The organism is Streptomyces sp. PTY087I2, assembly GCF_001687325.1.
Classification (GTDB): Bacteria; Actinomycetota; Actinomycetes; order Streptomycetales; family Streptomycetaceae; genus Streptomyces.
This window is the reverse complement of record NZ_LZRD01000024.1, coordinates 13777-29498: the sequence shown is the minus strand read 5'-3', so window position 1 is coordinate 29498 and position 15722 is coordinate 13777. Positions and strand designations below refer to the sequence as shown.

At 70.7% G+C, this 15722-nt stretch carries 15 protein-coding genes; 1 reads left to right on the top strand and 14 read right to left on the bottom strand.

All coding sequences use genetic code 11. The features are described 5' to 3' along the window. Positions 1-75 precede the first annotated feature (75 nt). Positions 76-1305, top strand: coding sequence for a DUF349 domain-containing protein (locus A3Q37_RS25825; protein ID WP_065488029.1), 1230 nt, complete (start codon positions 76-78; stop codon positions 1303-1305). A gap of 57 nt (positions 1306-1362) precedes the next feature. Here the strand turns inward: A3Q37_RS25825 and A3Q37_RS25820 are convergent, their stop codons facing one another. From A3Q37_RS25820 to A3Q37_RS25755, 14 genes are all read right to left on the bottom strand, one after another. Continuing rightward, complete coding sequence (locus A3Q37_RS25820) at positions 1363-2571, bottom strand: MFS transporter (protein ID WP_065488028.1); 1209 nt, start codon at positions 2569-2571, stop codon at positions 1363-1365. Next, on the bottom strand, positions 2568-3020 hold the full coding sequence (locus A3Q37_RS25815; RefSeq protein ID WP_176711513.1) for a carboxymuconolactone decarboxylase family protein: 453 nt from the start codon (positions 3018-3020) through the stop codon (positions 2568-2570). The genes A3Q37_RS25820 and A3Q37_RS25815 overlap by 4 nt, the downstream gene beginning before the upstream one ends. A gap of 155 nt (positions 3021-3175) precedes the next feature. Beyond that, positions 3176-5797, bottom strand: coding sequence for a bifunctional (p)ppGpp synthetase/guanosine-3',5'-bis(diphosphate) 3'-pyrophosphohydrolase (locus A3Q37_RS25810; RefSeq protein ID WP_065488026.1), 2622 nt, complete (start codon positions 5795-5797; stop codon positions 3176-3178). A 171-nt stretch (positions 5798-5968) separates the two neighbouring features. Next, entirely contained in the window at positions 5969-6520 is a 552-nt protein-coding gene (locus A3Q37_RS25805; protein WP_065488025.1) for an adenine phosphoribosyltransferase, read from the bottom strand. Positions 6521-6523: 3 nt separating this feature from the next. Next, positions 6524-7606: a protein translocase subunit SecF gene (gene secF, locus A3Q37_RS25800; protein WP_065488024.1), complete on the bottom strand. Its 1083-nt coding sequence runs from the start codon at positions 7604-7606 to the stop codon at positions 6524-6526. Position 7607: 1 nt separating this feature from the next. Beyond that, positions 7608-9398: a protein translocase subunit SecD gene (gene secD, locus A3Q37_RS25795; RefSeq protein ID WP_065488023.1), complete on the bottom strand. Its 1791-nt coding sequence runs from the start codon at positions 9396-9398 to the stop codon at positions 7608-7610. 150 nt (positions 9399-9548) lie between these two features. Beyond that, complete coding sequence (gene yajC, locus A3Q37_RS25790; RefSeq protein WP_065488022.1) at positions 9549-10034, bottom strand: preprotein translocase subunit YajC; 486 nt, start codon at positions 10032-10034, stop codon at positions 9549-9551. Positions 10035-10201: 167 nt separating this feature from the next. Further along, entirely contained in the window at positions 10202-11287 is a 1086-nt protein-coding gene (gene ruvB, locus A3Q37_RS25785; RefSeq protein ID WP_065488021.1) for a Holliday junction branch migration DNA helicase RuvB, read from the bottom strand. A gap of 30 nt (positions 11288-11317) precedes the next feature. Beyond that, the gene (ruvA, locus tag A3Q37_RS25780) at positions 11318-11944 is read right to left on the bottom strand and encodes a Holliday junction branch migration protein RuvA (RefSeq protein WP_032780883.1); all 627 of its coding nucleotides are present in this window, start codon (positions 11942-11944) and stop codon (positions 11318-11320) included. Next, the gene (gene ruvC, locus A3Q37_RS25775; RefSeq protein ID WP_065488020.1) at positions 11941-12528 is read right to left on the bottom strand and encodes a crossover junction endodeoxyribonuclease RuvC; all 588 of its coding nucleotides are present in this window, start codon (positions 12526-12528) and stop codon (positions 11941-11943) included. The genes ruvA and ruvC overlap by 4 nt, the downstream gene beginning before the upstream one ends. A 160-nt stretch (positions 12529-12688) precedes the next feature. Next, on the bottom strand, positions 12689-13441 hold the full coding sequence (locus tag A3Q37_RS25770) for a YebC/PmpR family DNA-binding transcriptional regulator (RefSeq protein ID WP_006123225.1): 753 nt from the start codon (positions 13439-13441) through the stop codon (positions 12689-12691). A gap of 61 nt (positions 13442-13502) precedes the next feature. Next, entirely contained in the window at positions 13503-14096 is a 594-nt protein-coding gene (gene pdxT, locus A3Q37_RS25765; RefSeq protein ID WP_065488019.1) for a pyridoxal 5'-phosphate synthase glutaminase subunit PdxT, read from the bottom strand. A 6-nt stretch (positions 14097-14102) separates the two neighbouring features. Continuing rightward, on the bottom strand, positions 14103-15023 hold the full coding sequence (pdxS, locus tag A3Q37_RS25760) for a pyridoxal 5'-phosphate synthase lyase subunit PdxS (RefSeq protein WP_065488018.1): 921 nt from the start codon (positions 15021-15023) through the stop codon (positions 14103-14105). Between the two features lie 121 nt (positions 15024-15144). Beyond that, on the bottom strand, positions 15145-15693 hold the full coding sequence (locus A3Q37_RS25755; RefSeq protein WP_065488017.1) for a hypothetical protein: 549 nt from the start codon (positions 15691-15693) through the stop codon (positions 15145-15147). Between the last annotated feature and the right edge of the window lie 29 nt (positions 15694-15722).

The following is a 15722-nucleotide window of genomic DNA, read 5'->3' as shown; positions in this document are numbered from 1 at the left end:
GATGCCCGCCCCAGGAAACTGTGGACGATGCCCGGGGGGCGAACCCCCTCGCAGGCATCAGGTGGAGGAGGCGCTGTGAGCAGCGACCCGTGGGGCCGCGTCGACGAGACGGGCACCGTGTACGTGCGTACAGCCGAGGGCGAGCAGGTCGTCGGATCGTGGCAGGCCGGTTCGCCTGAGGAGGCTCTGGCCTATTTCGAGCGCAAGTACGACGGCATGGTGGTCGAGATCGGCCTCCTCGAACGGCGGGTGAAGACCACCGATCTGTCGGCGAAGGACGCGACGACGGCCATCGACCATCTGCGGCAGCAGGTCGACGAGCACCACGCGGTGGGCGACCTGGACGCGCTGCGCAAGCGGCTGGACGCGCTCGTCGCGACGGTCGAGGCGCGCCGCGAGGAGCGCAAGGCGCAGAAGGCCAAGCAGACCGACGAGGCCAAGCAGGCCAAGGAGGCGCTGGTCGCCGAGGCCGAGGAGCTGGCGCGGAGCGAGCAGTGGCGGTCGGCCGGTGAGCGGCTGCGGGCGCTGGTGGACACCTGGAAGGGTCTCCCCCGCCTCGACCGCAAGTCGGACGACGAGCTGTGGCACCGCTTCTCGCACGCCCGCTCGGCGTTCTCCAAGCGGCGCAAGGCCCACTTCGCCGCGCTGGACGCCCAGCGCGAGGAGGCCCGCAAGGCCAAGGAGAAGCTGGTCACCGAGGCCGAGTCGCTGTCCGGCTCCACGGACTGGGTCGGCACGGCGGCGCGCTACCGCGACCTGATGACCGAGTGGAAGGCGGCGGGCCGCGCCCAGCGCGAGGCCGAGGACGACCTGTGGAACCGTTTCCGCGGTGCCCAGGACATCTTCTTCGCCGCCCGCGGCGAGGTCTTCGCGGAGCGGGACGCCGAGCAGGGCGAGAACCTCAAGCTCAAGGAGGAGCTCGCCGCCGAGGCCGAGAAGCTGGTGCCGGTGAAGGACCTGAAGGCGGCCCGCGCCGCGTTCCGGTCCATCAACGAGCGCTGGGAGGCCATCGGCCACGTACCGCGTGACGCCCGCCCGAAGGTCGAGGGCCGGATGCAGGCGGTGGAGCGGGCGCTCCTGGAGTCCGAGGAGTCCGAGTGGCGCCGGACGAACCCGGAGGCGCGGGCCCGCGCCGCGGGTCTGACCGGTCAGCTCCAGGCCGCCGTGGACAAGCTGCGCGGCCAGATCGACACCGCGCGCGCCCAGGGCAACAACGCCCGCGCGGACAAGCTGGCCAAGGAGCTGGAGGGCCGCCAGGCGCTGCTGGACCAGGCGCTGAAGGGCCTGGAGGAGTTCGGCGGCTGAGAAGCCGTACCAAGGCGAGGCCCCGGTACGCGTTGCGTACCGGGGCCTCGCCCATGTTCACGGCTGGGGAACAGGGCGTTCCCCCGTGCGCCGGGCGCCGCCCGCCACGAACAGCGCCAGTACGGTCAGCGCCGCGCCGGCCCACAGCACGCTCGTGGTGCCGATGCCGTCGACGGCGAAGCCGCCGAGGAGCGCGCCCAGCGCGATGGACAGGTTGAACGCCGAGACGTACAGCGAGGTGGCCGCCTCGGTGGCGTCCGGTGCGGCGTCGAGTATCCAGGTCTGGAAGGTGACCGGCACCGCGCCGTAGCCCAGCCCCCACAGGACCAGGATCGCCCCCGCGGAGAAGGCGCCGGTGTCCGCGAGCGCGAGGATCGCCATGGCCGTCGTGAGGACCACCGAGATGCCCATGACGCAGCGCCGGAGGTGGTGGGTGACGAGGGCCCCGGCGATGAAGTTGCCGCAGATCCCGGCGACTCCGAACGTCAGCAGCAGCACGCTGATCGAGCTGTCGGCCACCCCGTCGCCCTGGAGGACCGGCCGGACGAACGTGTAGGCGAGGAAGTGGCCGGTGATCACCAGGAAGGTGAGGGCGATACCCACGCGGACCCCGGCGTTGCCCCTGAAGACCTGCGGGAGAGCCGAGAAGGTGACGGTCCGCCCGGCCGGGACCCTGGGCATGAAGAAGAGCATGCAGGCCAGGGAGACCAGACCGAGGATGCCCACGGCGGCGAACGCGGTACGCCATCCGCTGAGGTCGCCGATGAGCGTTCCGCTGGGCACCCCCAGGACGGACGCGGTCTCCACCCCGCCGAAGATCACGGCGGTGGCCCGGGCGACATGTCTGGCCGGCACCAGCCGCAGGGCGATCCCTCCGGCGATGGACCAGAAGCCGCCGACGCTGAGGCCGATCAGGAACCGGGCGACGAGGACCACCGTGAAGCTGGTGGCGAAGGCGGAGGCCAGATTGGCCGCGCCCATCAGCCCGATCAGGACCACCAGGACGATACGGCGGTCGATGTGCCCGGTCGCCACGGTCACCAGGGGCGCCGAGACCGCGGCGACCAGACCGGGCACCGTCACCATGAGCCCCGCGGTGCCCTCGGAGACGTCGAGGGCCTGGCCGACGGGGGTGAGCAGCCCCACGGGGAGCAGCTCGGAGGTCATCAGGGAGAAGATGCCCAGGGTCACCGCCATGACGGCGAGCCACCCCTTGACGGGTGAGTGACCGGTGGCCGTGGTCGTCCCGGTCTCGACGGTGGTCACGGGGTACCGGGTGTCTTGCGCGTGGTGACGTTCATCCGGTTCCACGCGTTGACGGTGAAGACGAGGGCGATGAGCTGGGCGAGCTCCTTCTCCTCGAAGTGGCGTGCGGCTTCCTCGTACACCGTGTCCGGTACTCCCCCGGGCAGCAGGGTGACGGCTTCGGTCAGAGCGAGGGCGGCCCGCTCCTTCTCCGTGAACAGGCTCGACTCCTCCCAGCCGGAGAGCTGGTAGATCCGGTCCTCCGACTCCCCGGCCTTGCGGGCGTCCCCGGTGTGGTAATCGATGCAGTAGGCGCAGCGGTTGATCTGCGAGGCGCGGATCTGCACCAGTTCCAGCAGGACGGGGTCGAGCCCTTCGCGGGCGGCGGCGTCGAGGGCGAGCACCGCCTTGAAGACCTTGGGAGAGACGGCGGCGAAGTTCATGCGCTGAGGCACCTGAAAAGTGGTCATGCAAGGACCGTAGGCGCGGAAGCGACCCGGATCGGGGTGCATTCTCAGGGCAAAATCATGGGTCAATCACCGGGCGTCAAGACGCAGTGGCCGTACGGAAAAGGCCGTGGCGTGACCTCGGTACGGTCACGCCACGGCAGTGGTTACGGCGACGCCTACGGCCTGCGGGCCGACGTGACCCGGTAGACGTCGTAGACGCCCTCCACGCCGCGTACGGCCTTCAGGACGTGGCCCAGGTGCTTGGGGTCGCCCATCTCGAAGGTGAAGCGCGAGGTGGCCACCCGGTCGCGGGACGTCTGGACCGCCGCCGACAGGATGTTGACGTGCTGGTCGGAGAGGATCCGGGTGACGTCGGAGAGCAGCCGGGAGCGGTCCAGCGCCTCGACCTGGATGGCGACCAGGAAGACGGAGGACTGGGTGGGCGCCCACTCGACGTCGAGGATCCGCTCGGGCTGCTGCGAGAGCGACTCCACGTTGACGCAGTCCGCGCGGTGCACGGAGACGCCGCTGCCCCGGGTGACGAAGCCGATGATCGGGTCGCCGGGAACGGGCGTGCAGCAGCGGGCGAGCTTGACCCAGACGTCCTCGACGCCCTTGACGACGACGCCGGGGTCCGCGTTGGCGCGGCGCTTGCTGCGGCCGCCGTGCGAGGGCGGGGTGGACTCGGCGATGTCCTCGTTGGCCTCGTCGTGGCCGCCGAGGGCCTGCACCAGCTTCTGGACGACGCCCGCCGCCGCGACATGGCCCTCGCCGATCGCCGCGTACAGCGAGGAGATGTCCGGGTAGCGCATCTCGTGGGCGAGGGTCACCAGCGAGTCGCCGGTCAGGATGCGCTGGATCGGCAGGTTCTGCTTGCGCATGGCCCGCGCGATGGCGTCCTTGCCCTGCTCGATGGCCTCGTCGCGGCGCTCCTTGGAGAACCAGGCGCGGATCTTGTTGCGGGCGCGCGGCGACTTGACGAAGCCGAGCCAGTCCCGGGAGGGTCCGGCGCCGGCCGCCTTGGAGGTGAAGACCTCGACCAGGTCGCCGTTGTCGAGCGTCGATTCGAGCGGGACGAGCCGCCCGTTGACGCGTGCTCCTATGGTCCGGTGGCCGACCTCGGTGTGGACGGCGTACGCGAAGTCGACGGGGGTCGCGCCGGCGGGCAGCGCTATCACGTCGCCCTTCGGCGTGAAGACGAAGACCTCGTTGCGCGAGAGGTCGAAGCGCAGGGACTCCAGGAACTCGCCGGGGTCCTCGGTCTCCTTCTGCCAGTCCAGGAGCTGGCGCAGCCACGCCATGTCGTTCACCGTGTCCTGGCCGCGCCCGGTGTTCTTGGGGACGTCGGTACGGACCTTGGAGGCGCCCGCGACGGCCTCCTGCTTGTACTTCCAGTGGGCGGCGATGCCGTACTCGGCGCGGCGGTGCATGTCGAACGTACGGATCTGGAGCTCGACGGGCTTGCCGCTGGGGCCGATCACCGTGGTGTGCAACGACTGGTACATGTTGAACTTGGGCATCGCGATGTAGTCCTTGAACCGCCCGGGCACCGGGTTCCACCGGGCGTGGACGGTGCCGAGCGCCGCGTAGCAGTCGCGGACCGTGTCGACGAGGACGCGGATGCCCACCAGGTCGTAGATCTCGGCGAAGTCGCGGCCTCGCACGATCATCTTCTGGTAGACGCTGTAGTAGTGCTTGGGGCGGCCGGTGACGGTCGCCTTGATGCGGGCGGCGCGCAGGTCGGACTGGACCTCGTCGGTCACTATGGCGAGGTATTCGTCGCGCTTGGGGGCCCGCTCGGCGACGAGACGGACGATCTCGTCGTACATCTTGGGGTAGAGGATCGCGAAGGCTAGGTCCTCCAGCTCCCACTTGATGGTGTTCATGCCCAGCCGGTGTGCCAGCGGGGCGTAGATCTCCAGCGTCTCGCGGGCCTTCTTCTCCTGCTTCTCCCGCTTGAGGTAGCGCATGGTGCGCATGTTGTGCAGGCGGTCGGCGAGCTTGATGACGAGGACCCGGGGGTCCTTGGCCATGGCGACGACCATCTTGCGTACGGTCTCGGCCTGGGCGGCCTCGCCGAACTTGACCTTGTCCAGCTTGGTGACGCCGTCGACGAGCAGGGCGACCTGGTCGCCAAAGTCGCGCTTGAGGGTGTCCAGGCCGTACTCGGTGTCCTCGACGGTGTCGTGCAGCAGGCCCGCCATCAGCGTCGCCGGGTCCATGCCCAGCTCGGCCAGGATCGTGGTGACGGCCAGCGGGTGGGTGATGTAGGGGTCGCCGCTCTTGCGCTTCTGGCCGCGGTGCCAGCGCTCGGCGACCTGGTAGGCCTTCTCGATCTGGCGGAGCGTGGCCGTCTCGATCTTGGGGTCGTTGCCCCGGACCGTACGCAGCAGGGGTTCCAGGACCGGGTTGTACGGGCTGGAGCGCTGTACGCCCAGCCGGGCGAGGCGGGCCCGCACGCGGTTGGAGGAGCCGCCGGAGCGGGAGGCGGAGCCGGTGGAGGCTGCGGCCTTCGCGGGGGGTCCGGGCGGCGGGGGCTTGGGCGCGGCGGGGGCCGGCTTCCTGGCCGGAGGCTGCGCGGGGCCCTTCGTCCCGGCCGGTTTCGGCGGGGCCTCGGGGGCCGCGGGCTTCGCGGGAGGAGCGGCGGGCTTCGCTGCCCGGGGGCGCGCGGTATCGGCGGCCGGCTCGGCGGGCGCGGGCTCCGGCGCGTTGGAGGGCGCGGCCTTCTCCGGCGTGGCGGGGGCCGCCACGGGCTTGTCGGGCTGCGGGGCGGCGGCTGACTGGGCCTCGTCTGGCAAGAGCGCTCCTCGTGCGGATCCGGGGTACCCGGAGAGCCCATGGTATCGATCCCCCGGCGGGACCTCGCCCGGGGACGGTGGGAGCCTGCACAACGAGGGATGGGCACCCGGTGTTCCCGGGTGCCCATCCTGATGTGCTCGGTGTCCGTCGCCGGACGGTGGCCTGCGGGTTCAGACCGTGATCAGCGCCTCCAGCGGGGTGCCCGCGAGGCCCGGCTCCAGGCGGGCGCGGCCCGCGAGGAAGCCGAGCTCCATGAGGACCGCGACGCCCGCGACCTGGGCGCCGGCCCGCCGGATGAGGTCCAGCGAGGCTTCGGCGGTGCCGCCGGTGGCGAGGACGTCGTCGATGACCATGACCCGGTCGTCGGCGTCGAGGTCCTCGGCGTGGATCTCGATCTCCGCGCTGCCGTACTCCAGCTCATAGGTCTGGCTGAGCGTGGCTCCGGGGAGCTTTCCGGCCTTGCGGACCGGGACGAAGCCGATGCCCGCCCGGACCGCGACGGGCGCGGCCAGGATGAAGCCGCGCGCCTCCAGGCCGACGATCTTCGTGGCGCCGTGCCGTACGCACAGCTCCGCGAGGGCGTCGGTGAGCGCCGTGAAGGCCACCGGGTCCGCGAGCAGCGGGGTGATGTCCTTGAACACCACGCCCGGCTTCGGGTAGTCCGCGACATCGCGGATCCGGCTGAGCAGCAGCTCCCTGATGGATTCGGTGGTGCTCGTCATCGCTCAGCGCTTCCCGGGGGTGCGGTGCGACCGGGGGCGGCCGATCGCCGTGCCCGCCGTCTCGGCGTCGTCGCGCCGGTCCTCGGGGCCGTCGTCGGGGGACTCGCCCTTGGCGGCCGCGGCGGCCCGCTTGGCCAGGACGCGCTTCTTCAGGGCCTTCATCTGCGGGTCGCGTTCCTTGAGGTCGGCGACGAGCGGCGTGGCGATGAAGATCGAGGAGTAGGCACCGGCGGCGAGACCGACGAACAGCGACAGCGAGATGTCGTTCAACATGCCCGCGCCTAGGACGCCGCCGCCGATGAACAGCAGACCGGCCACCGGCAGCAGCGCCACCACGGTGGTGTTGATGGAGCGGACCAGGGTGCTGTTGATCGACCGGTTGGCGATCTCGCTGTACGTGAAGCGGGTCTGCTTGGTGATGTCTTTCTGGCCCTCCTTGAGGCTGTCGAAGACGACCACCGTGTCGTACAGGGAGTAACCGAGAATGGTCAGCAGACCGATCACCGTGCCCGGGGTGACCTCGAAGCCGACCAGGGCGTAGACGCCGACCGTGATGGTGATGTCGTGAATCAGCGCGACGAGGGCGGCGACGGCCATCCGCCACTCGAAGGCGATGGCCAGATAGATCACCACCAGGACCATGAAGACCCCGAGGCCGGTCCACGCCTTGTTGGCGATCTGCTCACCCCAGCTGGGGCCGACCAGGTCCGCGTTGATGTCGTTGGCGGGGATGCCGAGCTCGTCGGAGAGGGTCTCCTTGATCTCGTTGGCCTTGGCGGTGTCGACCTCGGTGATCTGGATGCGCAGACCGCCGTTGCCGAGCTCCTGGACGATGGCCTGGTGCCCGGAGGCCTCGGTCGCCACGTCGGTGGCCTGAGCCGTGGAGATCTGGGCCTTGGTGTCGGTCGTGAAGACCGCGCCGCCCTGGAACTCGATGCCCATGCGGAGGCCGCCGACCGCCACGCCGATGATGGCCGTGATGGTGATCAGGATCGAGACGCCGTACCAGATCTTGCGGTTGCGGATGAAGTCGTAGCCGACCTCGCCGCGGTAGAGCCGGGCGCCGAGATTGCCGAGTCGCGACATCTCACGCCTCCTTCGGTTCGGTGGGGGCGTTGACACGGCGCGAGCGGCGCAGCGGCGGCTGGGCGCCGAGCCGCTTCGGGTCCAGCCCGGACCACGGGCCGCCCTTGGAGAAGAACTTCGTCCGGCCCATGAGCGTCATCAGGGGCTTGGTGAAGAGGAACACCACGACGACGTCGAGCAGCGTGGTGAGGCCGAGCGTGAAGGCGAAGCCCTGCACCTTGCCGACGGTGACGATGAAGAGCACCGCGGCGGCCAGGAACGACACGAAGTCGGAGACCAGGATGGTGCGGCGGGCGCGCGGCCAGGCGCGCTCGATGGCCGGTCGCAGCGTGCGTCCTTCGCGGATCTCGTCCCTGACGCGTTCGAAGTAGACGATGAAGGAGTCCGCTGTGATACCGATGGCGACGATGGCGCCGCAGACCGCCGGGAGGTTCAGCGCGAAGCCGATGGCCGGGCCCAGCAAGGACATGATCGTGTACGTCAGGATGCCGGAGACCAGAAGGCTCAGCAGCGCGATGAACGCCAGACCCCGGTAGTAGACGACCAGGTAGATGATGACCAGCGCCAGACCGATCGCGCCGGCGATCAGGCCCGCCTGGAGCTGCTCGCTGCCGAGCGCGGCGGTCACCGTGGTGACGCTGACCTCCTTGAAGGTCAGCGGCAGGGCGCCGTAGGAGAGGATGTTGCCGAGGTCCTCGGCCGACTGCTGGGTGAAGCTGCCGGAGATCTGGGCGTTCTTGCTGAGCGCCGTGCGCACCGAGGGGGCGGAGACGACCTCGCCGTCGAGGACGATGGCGAACTGGTTCATCGGCGGCTGCTGCTGCGAGAGCCGGCTGGTGATCGTCTGGAACTTCTTCGCGCCCTTGGAGGTGAACTCCATGGACACGATCCACTCGCCGGTCTGCTGGTCGATGGCGCCCTTGGCGTCGTCGACGTCGCTGCCGGAGACCTCGGCGGGGCCGAGGATGTACTTCTCGTAGCTGCCCGGGACGTTCGAGCCGCAGGCCACGATCGTGTCGGTGGCCTTGGCGTTCTTGCCCGCCTCGGTCCGCTGCTTGGGGTCGGTGCAGTCGAGCTTGGCGAACTCCTCCTGGAGCTTCGCCGTGGCCGGGTCGGCGGAGGGGGACGCCTCGGGGGACTCGGACGCCTTCGGCTTGTCGGAGGCGGCGGGGGTCGGGTCGTCCTTCTTCAGGGCGCCGGTGACCGCGCGGCCCTGGGTGGTGGCGCTCGCCGAGGGGGTGGCCTCCGAACCGGTGGCCTCCTCACCCTGGGGCTTCTCCTCGTCCTTGGCCTTGTCCTCGCCCTGGGCGGACTCGCCGGGCTTCGGGGTGGCGGAGGCCGAGGGGGTGGCGGAGCCGGAGGGCGTGGGCGTCTCGGGACCGCTCGCCTGAACCGTCAGCACGGGCCGGAAGTAGAGCTGGGCGGTGGTGCCGACCTGCTCCTGGGCCTGCTTGGAGTTCGTCCCCTTGGGGATGTTGACGATGATGTTCTTGTTGCCCTGGGTCTGGACCTCGGCCTCGGAGACGCCAAGACCGTTGACCCGCCGCTCGATGATCCCGACCGCGGTGTCCATGTTGGTCGGGTTGATCGCGTTCGGCTTGCCGGGCTGGTTCTGCGCTTCCAGCGTGATCGACGTCCCGCCGGCCAGGTCGATGCCCAGCCGGGGTGTGGTGTGCCCGGACAGGAACATCCCGCCGGCGAGCGCGACCATGACGATGAGGATCAGCGCCAGGGCACGCCCCGGCCTGCCCTGACCGCTGGACGGCCCTCGGCCCTTCTTGGGTGCTGCCACCTTCTCGTTTCTCCCTGTCCAACCGCCCCGCGCCGGGTACGCGCCCGAGCGGCCACGAAGTGTAGTGGGGACCCTGCCCCCGCAGACGACCGCACGGTCCCGGGGACGCCCCGCGTCGGTGGGCGCGCGACGTCCCCGGGATCGTGAGAACTACTTGGAGTCGGCGTCGCCGTCGGTCTTGCCCTCGCTCTTGGCGTCCTTGCCGTCCTTGACGTCCTTGGCGACGGCGTCCTCGGGCTCGGCGTCCGCGTCGTCCTTGCCCAGGTCGATCTTGGCGACCTCGGCGTCGGCGTCACCGGTCAGCGAGGAGGCGTCGTCGGGAACGACGGTGCCGTCCGCGTCCAGCTCCTGGTCGTCGCCGTGCACGATGCGGTTGTACTCCGCGTCGTCCAGGACGGCGCCGATGGCGTTCTTCGCGTAGACGGCGTGGACGCCGGGGGCGACCTCGAGGAGCACGGTGTCGTCGTGGACTTCCTTCACGGTCGCGTACATGCCCCCGATCGTGCGGACGCCGGTACCGGGCTGCATGTCGTTGCGCATCTGCGCGGCCGCCGCCTGCTTCTTCTTGGCGGAGCGGGTCATCAGGAACATGGCCCCGATGAGCACGATGAAGGGGAGAAGAGTGATGAGATCCACGGGACGGGAATTCCTTCGCACGACCGCGACTGGAATGCGGCCTCTATATACGGGGGTGGGTACACCGACCGGTTAGGGCGGCATCGGCGGAGTCTAGATGAGTCCGCATCGATGGAACAACGCCCAGCATGGCACCCAGGTTCCTGTCCGGGCGAACCTGTGACATATCACGCCCCGAACAGGCCCTGTTGTCCCTTTGCTCCGTGCTGCGGCGGGACCAGTCCCAGATGGGCCCAGGCCGCGGGGGTGGCGACCCGGCCGCGCGGGGTCCTGGCCAGCAGTCCTTCCCGTACGAGGAAGGGCTCGGCGACCTCCTCGACGGTCTCGCGCTCCTCCCCCACGGCGACCGCGAGGGTGGACAGGCCGACGGGGCCGCCGCCGAACAGCTTCAGCAGGGCGCCGAGGACGGCGCGGTCCAGCCGGTCGAGTCCGCGGGCGTCGACCTCGTACACCTTGAGGGCCGCCGCGGCGATCTCCCGGTCGATCGCTCCCTCCGCCTTGACCTGGGCGTAGTCCCGGACGCGGCGGAGCAGCCGGTTGGCGATACGGGGGGTGCCCCGGGAGCGTCCGGCGATCTCGGCGGCGCCGTCCGCGTCGATGGCGACGTCCAGGAGGCGGGCGGAGCGGTGGACGACGCGCTCCAGCTCGGCGGGGGCGTAGAACTCCATGTGCCCGGTGAAGCCGAAGCGGTCGCGCAGCGGGGGCGGCAGCAGTCCGGCCCGGGTGGTGGCCCCGACCAGGGTGAAGGGGGGCAGCTCCAGCGGGATCGCGGTGGCGCCGGGGCCCTTGCCGACGATGACGTCGACGCGGAAGTCCTCCATCGCCATGTAGAGCATCTCCTCGGCGGGCCGGGACATGCGGTGGATCTCGTCGAGGAAGAGGACCTCGCCCTCCTGGAGGGAGGAGAGGATCGCCGCGAGGTCGCCGGCGTGCTGGATGGCGGGGCCCGAGGTGATGCGGATCGGGGCGCTCATCTCGGCGGCGATGATCATCGAGAGGGTGGTCTTGCCGAGGCCGGGTGCGCCGGAGAGCAGCACGTGGTCGGCGGTGGCGCCGCGGGCGCGGGCCGCCTTGAGGACCAGGTCGAGCTGTTCGCGGACCTTCTCCTGGCCGACGAACTCCTCCAGGTCCTTGGGGCGCAGCGCCGCCTCGACCGCGGTGTCCTCGCCGTCCGCGTCGGCGTCGACCAGCCGGTCGTCGAAGACCGGGCCGGTCGGCTCGTCGGTCTCGGGTCCGGTCTCGTCCCAGTTCATTCAGGGGCCTCTTCGGTGGTTCGGTGCCGGTCAGCGTGCGCGGTTGAGAGTCTGGAGGGCGGCCCGCAGCAGCTGCGGCACGGGGGGTGCGGTGCCCTCGGCGGCGGCGGCCTCGGCCTGCGGGGCGACGGCGTTGACGGCCTCGTCGGCCTCGCGGCTCGCGTAGCCGAGGCCGATCAGGGCGGCCTGGAGCTGGTCGCGCCAGCCGGCGGTGACGGGGGTGCCGATGCCCTGCTGGCCGATGTGCGCGCCGACCGGTTCGCCGAGCCGGTCCTTGAGCTCCAGCAGCAGCTTCTGGGCGCCCTTCTTCCCGATGCCGGAGACGGCGGTCAGCGCCTTCTCGTCGCCGGTGGAGACCGCGAGGCGCAGGGCGTCGGGGCTGTGGGTGGCGAGCATCGCCTGGGCGAGCCGGGGGCCGACGCCGCTGGCGGTCTGGAGCAGCTCGAACACCTGCCGCTCGTCGTCGTCGCGGAAGCCGTACAGCGTGAGGGAGTCCTCCCGGACGACGAGGGAGGTGGCGAGCCGGGCCTCCTTGCCGACGCGCAGGTCGGCGAGGGTGTGCGGGGTGCACTGGACGGCCATGCCGATGCCGCCGACCTCGATGACGGCCGTGGTCGGGGCGAGGGCGGCCACCGGGCCGGAGACGAAGGCGATCATGCGGAGCGGCCTTTCAGCGTGCGCGGGGCGCGGGACGCGCCGGAGGTACGGGGGGTCGCGGGCGGGCCGGACGTGCGGTGGGCGGCCACCGCCTGCTGGAGCCTGTTCTGTGCGGGGGCGCGCCAGATGTGGCAGATGGCGAGGGCCAGGGCGTCGGCGGCGTCGGCGGGCTTGGGCGGGGCGTCCAGCCTGAGCAGCCGGGTCACCATGGCCCCGACCTGGGCCTTCTCGGCGCGGCCCGAGCCGGTGACGGCGGCCTTGACCTCGCTGGGGGTGTGCAGGGCGACCGGGATGCCCCGGCGGGCGGCGCAGAGCATGGCGACGGCGCTGGCCTGGGCGGTGCCCATCACCGTACGGACGTTGTGCTGGGCGAAGACCCGCTCCACCGCCACGTAACCCGGGGAGTACTCGTCGAGCCAGGCCTCGATGCCGCGCTCGACGGCGACCAGCCGGTCGCCCAGCTCCGCGTCGGAGGAGGTGCGCACGACGCCGACGCCGAGCATGGTCAGCGGGCGGCCCGCGACCCCCTCGACCACGCCGACCCCGCACCGGGTCAGTCCCGGGTCGACGCCCAGAACCCGCATGGAGCCCCCCTGTCCTCGCTGCCTCGCCGCTCGCGACGCCCACTCGTTCATCTGTTCCCGCAGGCTATCGGCTCGCACTGACAAAGCCCCGCAACCACATGACGACGGGCCGACGGGGTGTCCCCGTCGGCCCGTCGTACCGTGCTGTGCCGGCCGCGCCTCAGGCGTCGACCTTCTCCATGACCTCGTCGGACACATCGAAGTTGGCGAAGACGTTCTGCACGTCGTCGCTGTCCTCCAGCGCGTCGATGAGCTTGAAGATCTTGCGCGCGCCCTCTTCGTCCAGCTCGACCTGCATGGTCGGCAGGAAGTTGGCCTCGGCGGAGTCGTAGTCGATGCCCGCCTCCTGGAGCGCGGTGCGCACCGCGACCATGTCGGTGGCCTCGCTGACCACCTCGAAGGTCTCGCCGAGGTCGTTGACCTCCTCGGCGCCCGCGTCGAGGACCGCGCCGAGGACGTCGTCCTCGGTCAGCTCGCCCTTGGGCACGATCACGACGCCCTTGCGGTTGAACAGGTACGAGACGGAGCCCGGGTCGGCCATCGAGCCGCCGTTCCGGGTCATCGCGACACGTACGTCGGAGGCGGCACGGTTGCGGTTGTCGGTGAGGCACTCGATGAGCACCGCGACACCGTTGGGGCCGTAACCCTCGTACATGATCGTCTCGTAGTCGGTACCGCCCGCTTCGAGACCGCCGCCGCGCTTGACGGCGGAATCGATGTTCTTGTTCGGGACGGAACTCTTCTTCGCCTTCTGGATGGCGTCGACGAGCGTCGGGTTGCCATCGGGGTCGACACCGCCGGAGCGGGCCGCGACCTCGATGTTCTTGATCAGCTTCGCGAAGAGCTTGCCGCGCTTGGCGTCAATCACGGCCTTCTTGTGCTTCGTCGTAGCCCATTTAGAGTGGCCGGACATCTGCCTTCTCCTTCGCGTCACCAAAATCGAGTCGAACCCGAGAGATCCTACCGGGGTCCGCTCACTTCACCGCGCGCACCATGTCCACGAACAGAGCGTGCACGCGATGATCGCCGGTCAGTTCGGGATGGAACGACGTGGCGAGGGCATTTCCCTGCCGTACGGCCACGATGTGACCGCCGTGCTCGGCGATGACCTCGGCCTCGGCCCCGACGGACTCCACCCAGGGGGCGCGGATGAACACGCCTTCCACCGGGCCGCCGTCGATCCCGTCGACCTCGACCGACGCCTCGAACGACTCGTTCTGCCGGCCGAAGGCGTTGCGCCGCACGATCATGTCGATGCCGCCGACGGTCTCCTGGCCCGAACGCGGATCCAGGATCTTCTCGGCCAGCATGATCATTCCGGCGCAGGTGCCGTAGACCGGCATCCCGGCCCGGACCCGCTCGCGCAGCGGCTCCATCATGCCGAAGAGGACCGCCAGCTTGGACATGGTGGTCGACTCGCCGCCGGGGATGACCAGGCCGTCGACCTCGGCGAGCTCCTCGGGGCGCCGGACCGGCCTGGCCAGGGCGTCCGCCGAGGCCAGGGCGATCAGGTGCTCCCGTACGTCGCCCTGGAGCGCCAGGACGCCGATCACAGGGGTGTCACTCATCGGTGGTTACCAGCCGCGGTTGGCGTAGCGCTCGGCCTCGGGCAGGGTGTCGCAGTTGATGCCGACCATGGCCTCGCCCAGGTTGCGGGAGGCGTCCGCGATGACCTTCGGGTCGTCATAGAAGGTGGTGGCCTTCACGATGGCGGCGGCGCGCTTGGCCGGGTCGCCGGACTTGAAGATGCCGGAGCCGACGAAGACGCCCTCGGCGCCGAGCTGGCGCATCAGCGCGGCGTCGGCCGGGGTGGCGACACCACCGGCGGAGAACAGCACGACGGGCAGCTTGCCGAGCTCGGCGACCTCCTTGACCAGCTCGTAGGGGGCGCGGAGGTCCTTGGCGGCGGCGTACAGCTCGTTGTTGTCGAAGCCGCGCAGACGCGCGATCTCGTTCTTGATCTGACGCAGGTGGCGGACGGCCTCGACGACGTTTCCGGTGCCGGCCTCGCCCTTCGAGCGGATCATGGCCGCGCCCTCGGCGATGCGGCGCAGGGCCTCGCCCAGGTTGGTGGCGCCGCAGACGAAGGGGGTGGTGAAGGCGAACTTGTCGCTGTGGTTGACCTCGTCGGCCGGGGTGAGGACCTCGGACTCGTCGATGTAGTCGACGCCGAGGGACTGGAGGACCTGGGCCTCGACGAAGTGGCCGATGCGGGACTTGGCCATGACCGGGATGGAGACGGCCCCGATGATCTCCTCGATCATGTTGGGGTCGGACATCCGGGCCACGCCGCCGTCCTTGCGGATGTCGGCGGGGACCCGCTCCAGGGCCATGACGGCCACGGCGCCCGCGTCCTCGGCGATCTTCGCCTGCTCGGCGTCGACGACGTCCATGATCACGCCGCCCTTGAGCTGCTCGGCCATGCCGCGCTTGACGCGGGCGGTGCCGGTGGCGGGGGACTCGGCGGACTGCGGGGTGCTGGGAAGCGTGGACACGGGACCTCACTCGGTGAAAGACGCTGGATACTGCATCGCCGAGCAAACGCTGTGGGGGCAGGCCACAGCAAGGGCCAATGAACAGGCCGTGGATCGTTTTGGCCTGGGATCGTCCCCCGGCTCAGGTGCCCGGGCGGTCCGCGAGGGCCACCGGCGGGGCGTCGTCCATCTCGAAGGCGAGCGGGAACGGGGCGTGCCCGGCCAGCCGGAGGAGCCGGACGGTCCGGTGCCGGCGCAGGGCGCGGGCGGCGCGCACGGCGTCGTTGTGGAAACGGCGGGCCATGGGCACACGGCGTACGGCGGCGGCCAGTTCGGTGGCCGCCTCCTCGCCGCCGGGGATCTCCTTCACCGCGTCGACCTGGGCCGGTTCGCCGAAAACGGCGCGCAGGGCGGTGCTCAGCTCGCTCTCGGCGACCTCGCGGTGGTCCTCCTCGGCCTGCCGGGCGGCGTGCGCGGCCTCGTACAGGACGATCGAGGCGGCCGGGTCCAGGACGCCGGAGGTGGCCAGCTCCTGGGTGACCGAGGCGCGGCGCAGCAGTTGGGCGTCGAGGGCGGCACGGGCGGCGTCGATCCGGGAGTGCAGACGGTCGAGCCGGCCGGCGGTCCAGCTGAGGTACACGCCGATCGCGATGACGGCGAGAACGATCCAGACGATGAGGGTTACGGTCACGGGCCCACACGCTACCGTCGCCGGCGGCC

Bases quoted from the DNA above. Each gene is read 5' to 3' on its own strand.
- ruvA (WP_032780883.1), bottom strand. From the start codon at position 11,944: ATGATCGCCTTCGTCTCCGGCCCGGTGGCCGCCCTCGCCCCGACCACG.
- A3Q37_RS25805 (WP_065488025.1), bottom strand. From the start codon at position 6,520: ATGACGAGCACCACCGAATCCATCAGGGAGCTGCTGCTCAGCCGGATC.
- secF (WP_065488024.1), bottom strand. From the start codon at position 7,606: ATGTCGCGACTCGGCAATCTCGGCGCCCGGCTCTACCGCGGCGAGGTC.
- ruvC (WP_065488020.1), bottom strand. From the start codon at position 12,528: ATGCGGGTTCTGGGCGTCGACCCGGGACTGACCCGGTGCGGGGTCGGC.
- A3Q37_RS25815 (WP_176711513.1), bottom strand. From the start codon at position 3,020: ATGACCACTTTTCAGGTGCCTCAGCGCATGAACTTCGCCGCCGTCTCT.
- ruvB (WP_065488021.1), bottom strand. From the start codon at position 11,287: ATGAACTGGGACGAGACCGGACCCGAGACCGACGAGCCGACCGGCCCG.
- pdxT (WP_065488019.1), bottom strand. From the start codon at position 14,096: ATGAGTGACACCCCTGTGATCGGCGTCCTGGCGCTCCAGGGCGACGTA.
- A3Q37_RS25770 (WP_006123225.1), bottom strand. From the start codon at position 13,441: ATGTCCGGCCACTCTAAATGGGCTACGACGAAGCACAAGAAGGCCGTG.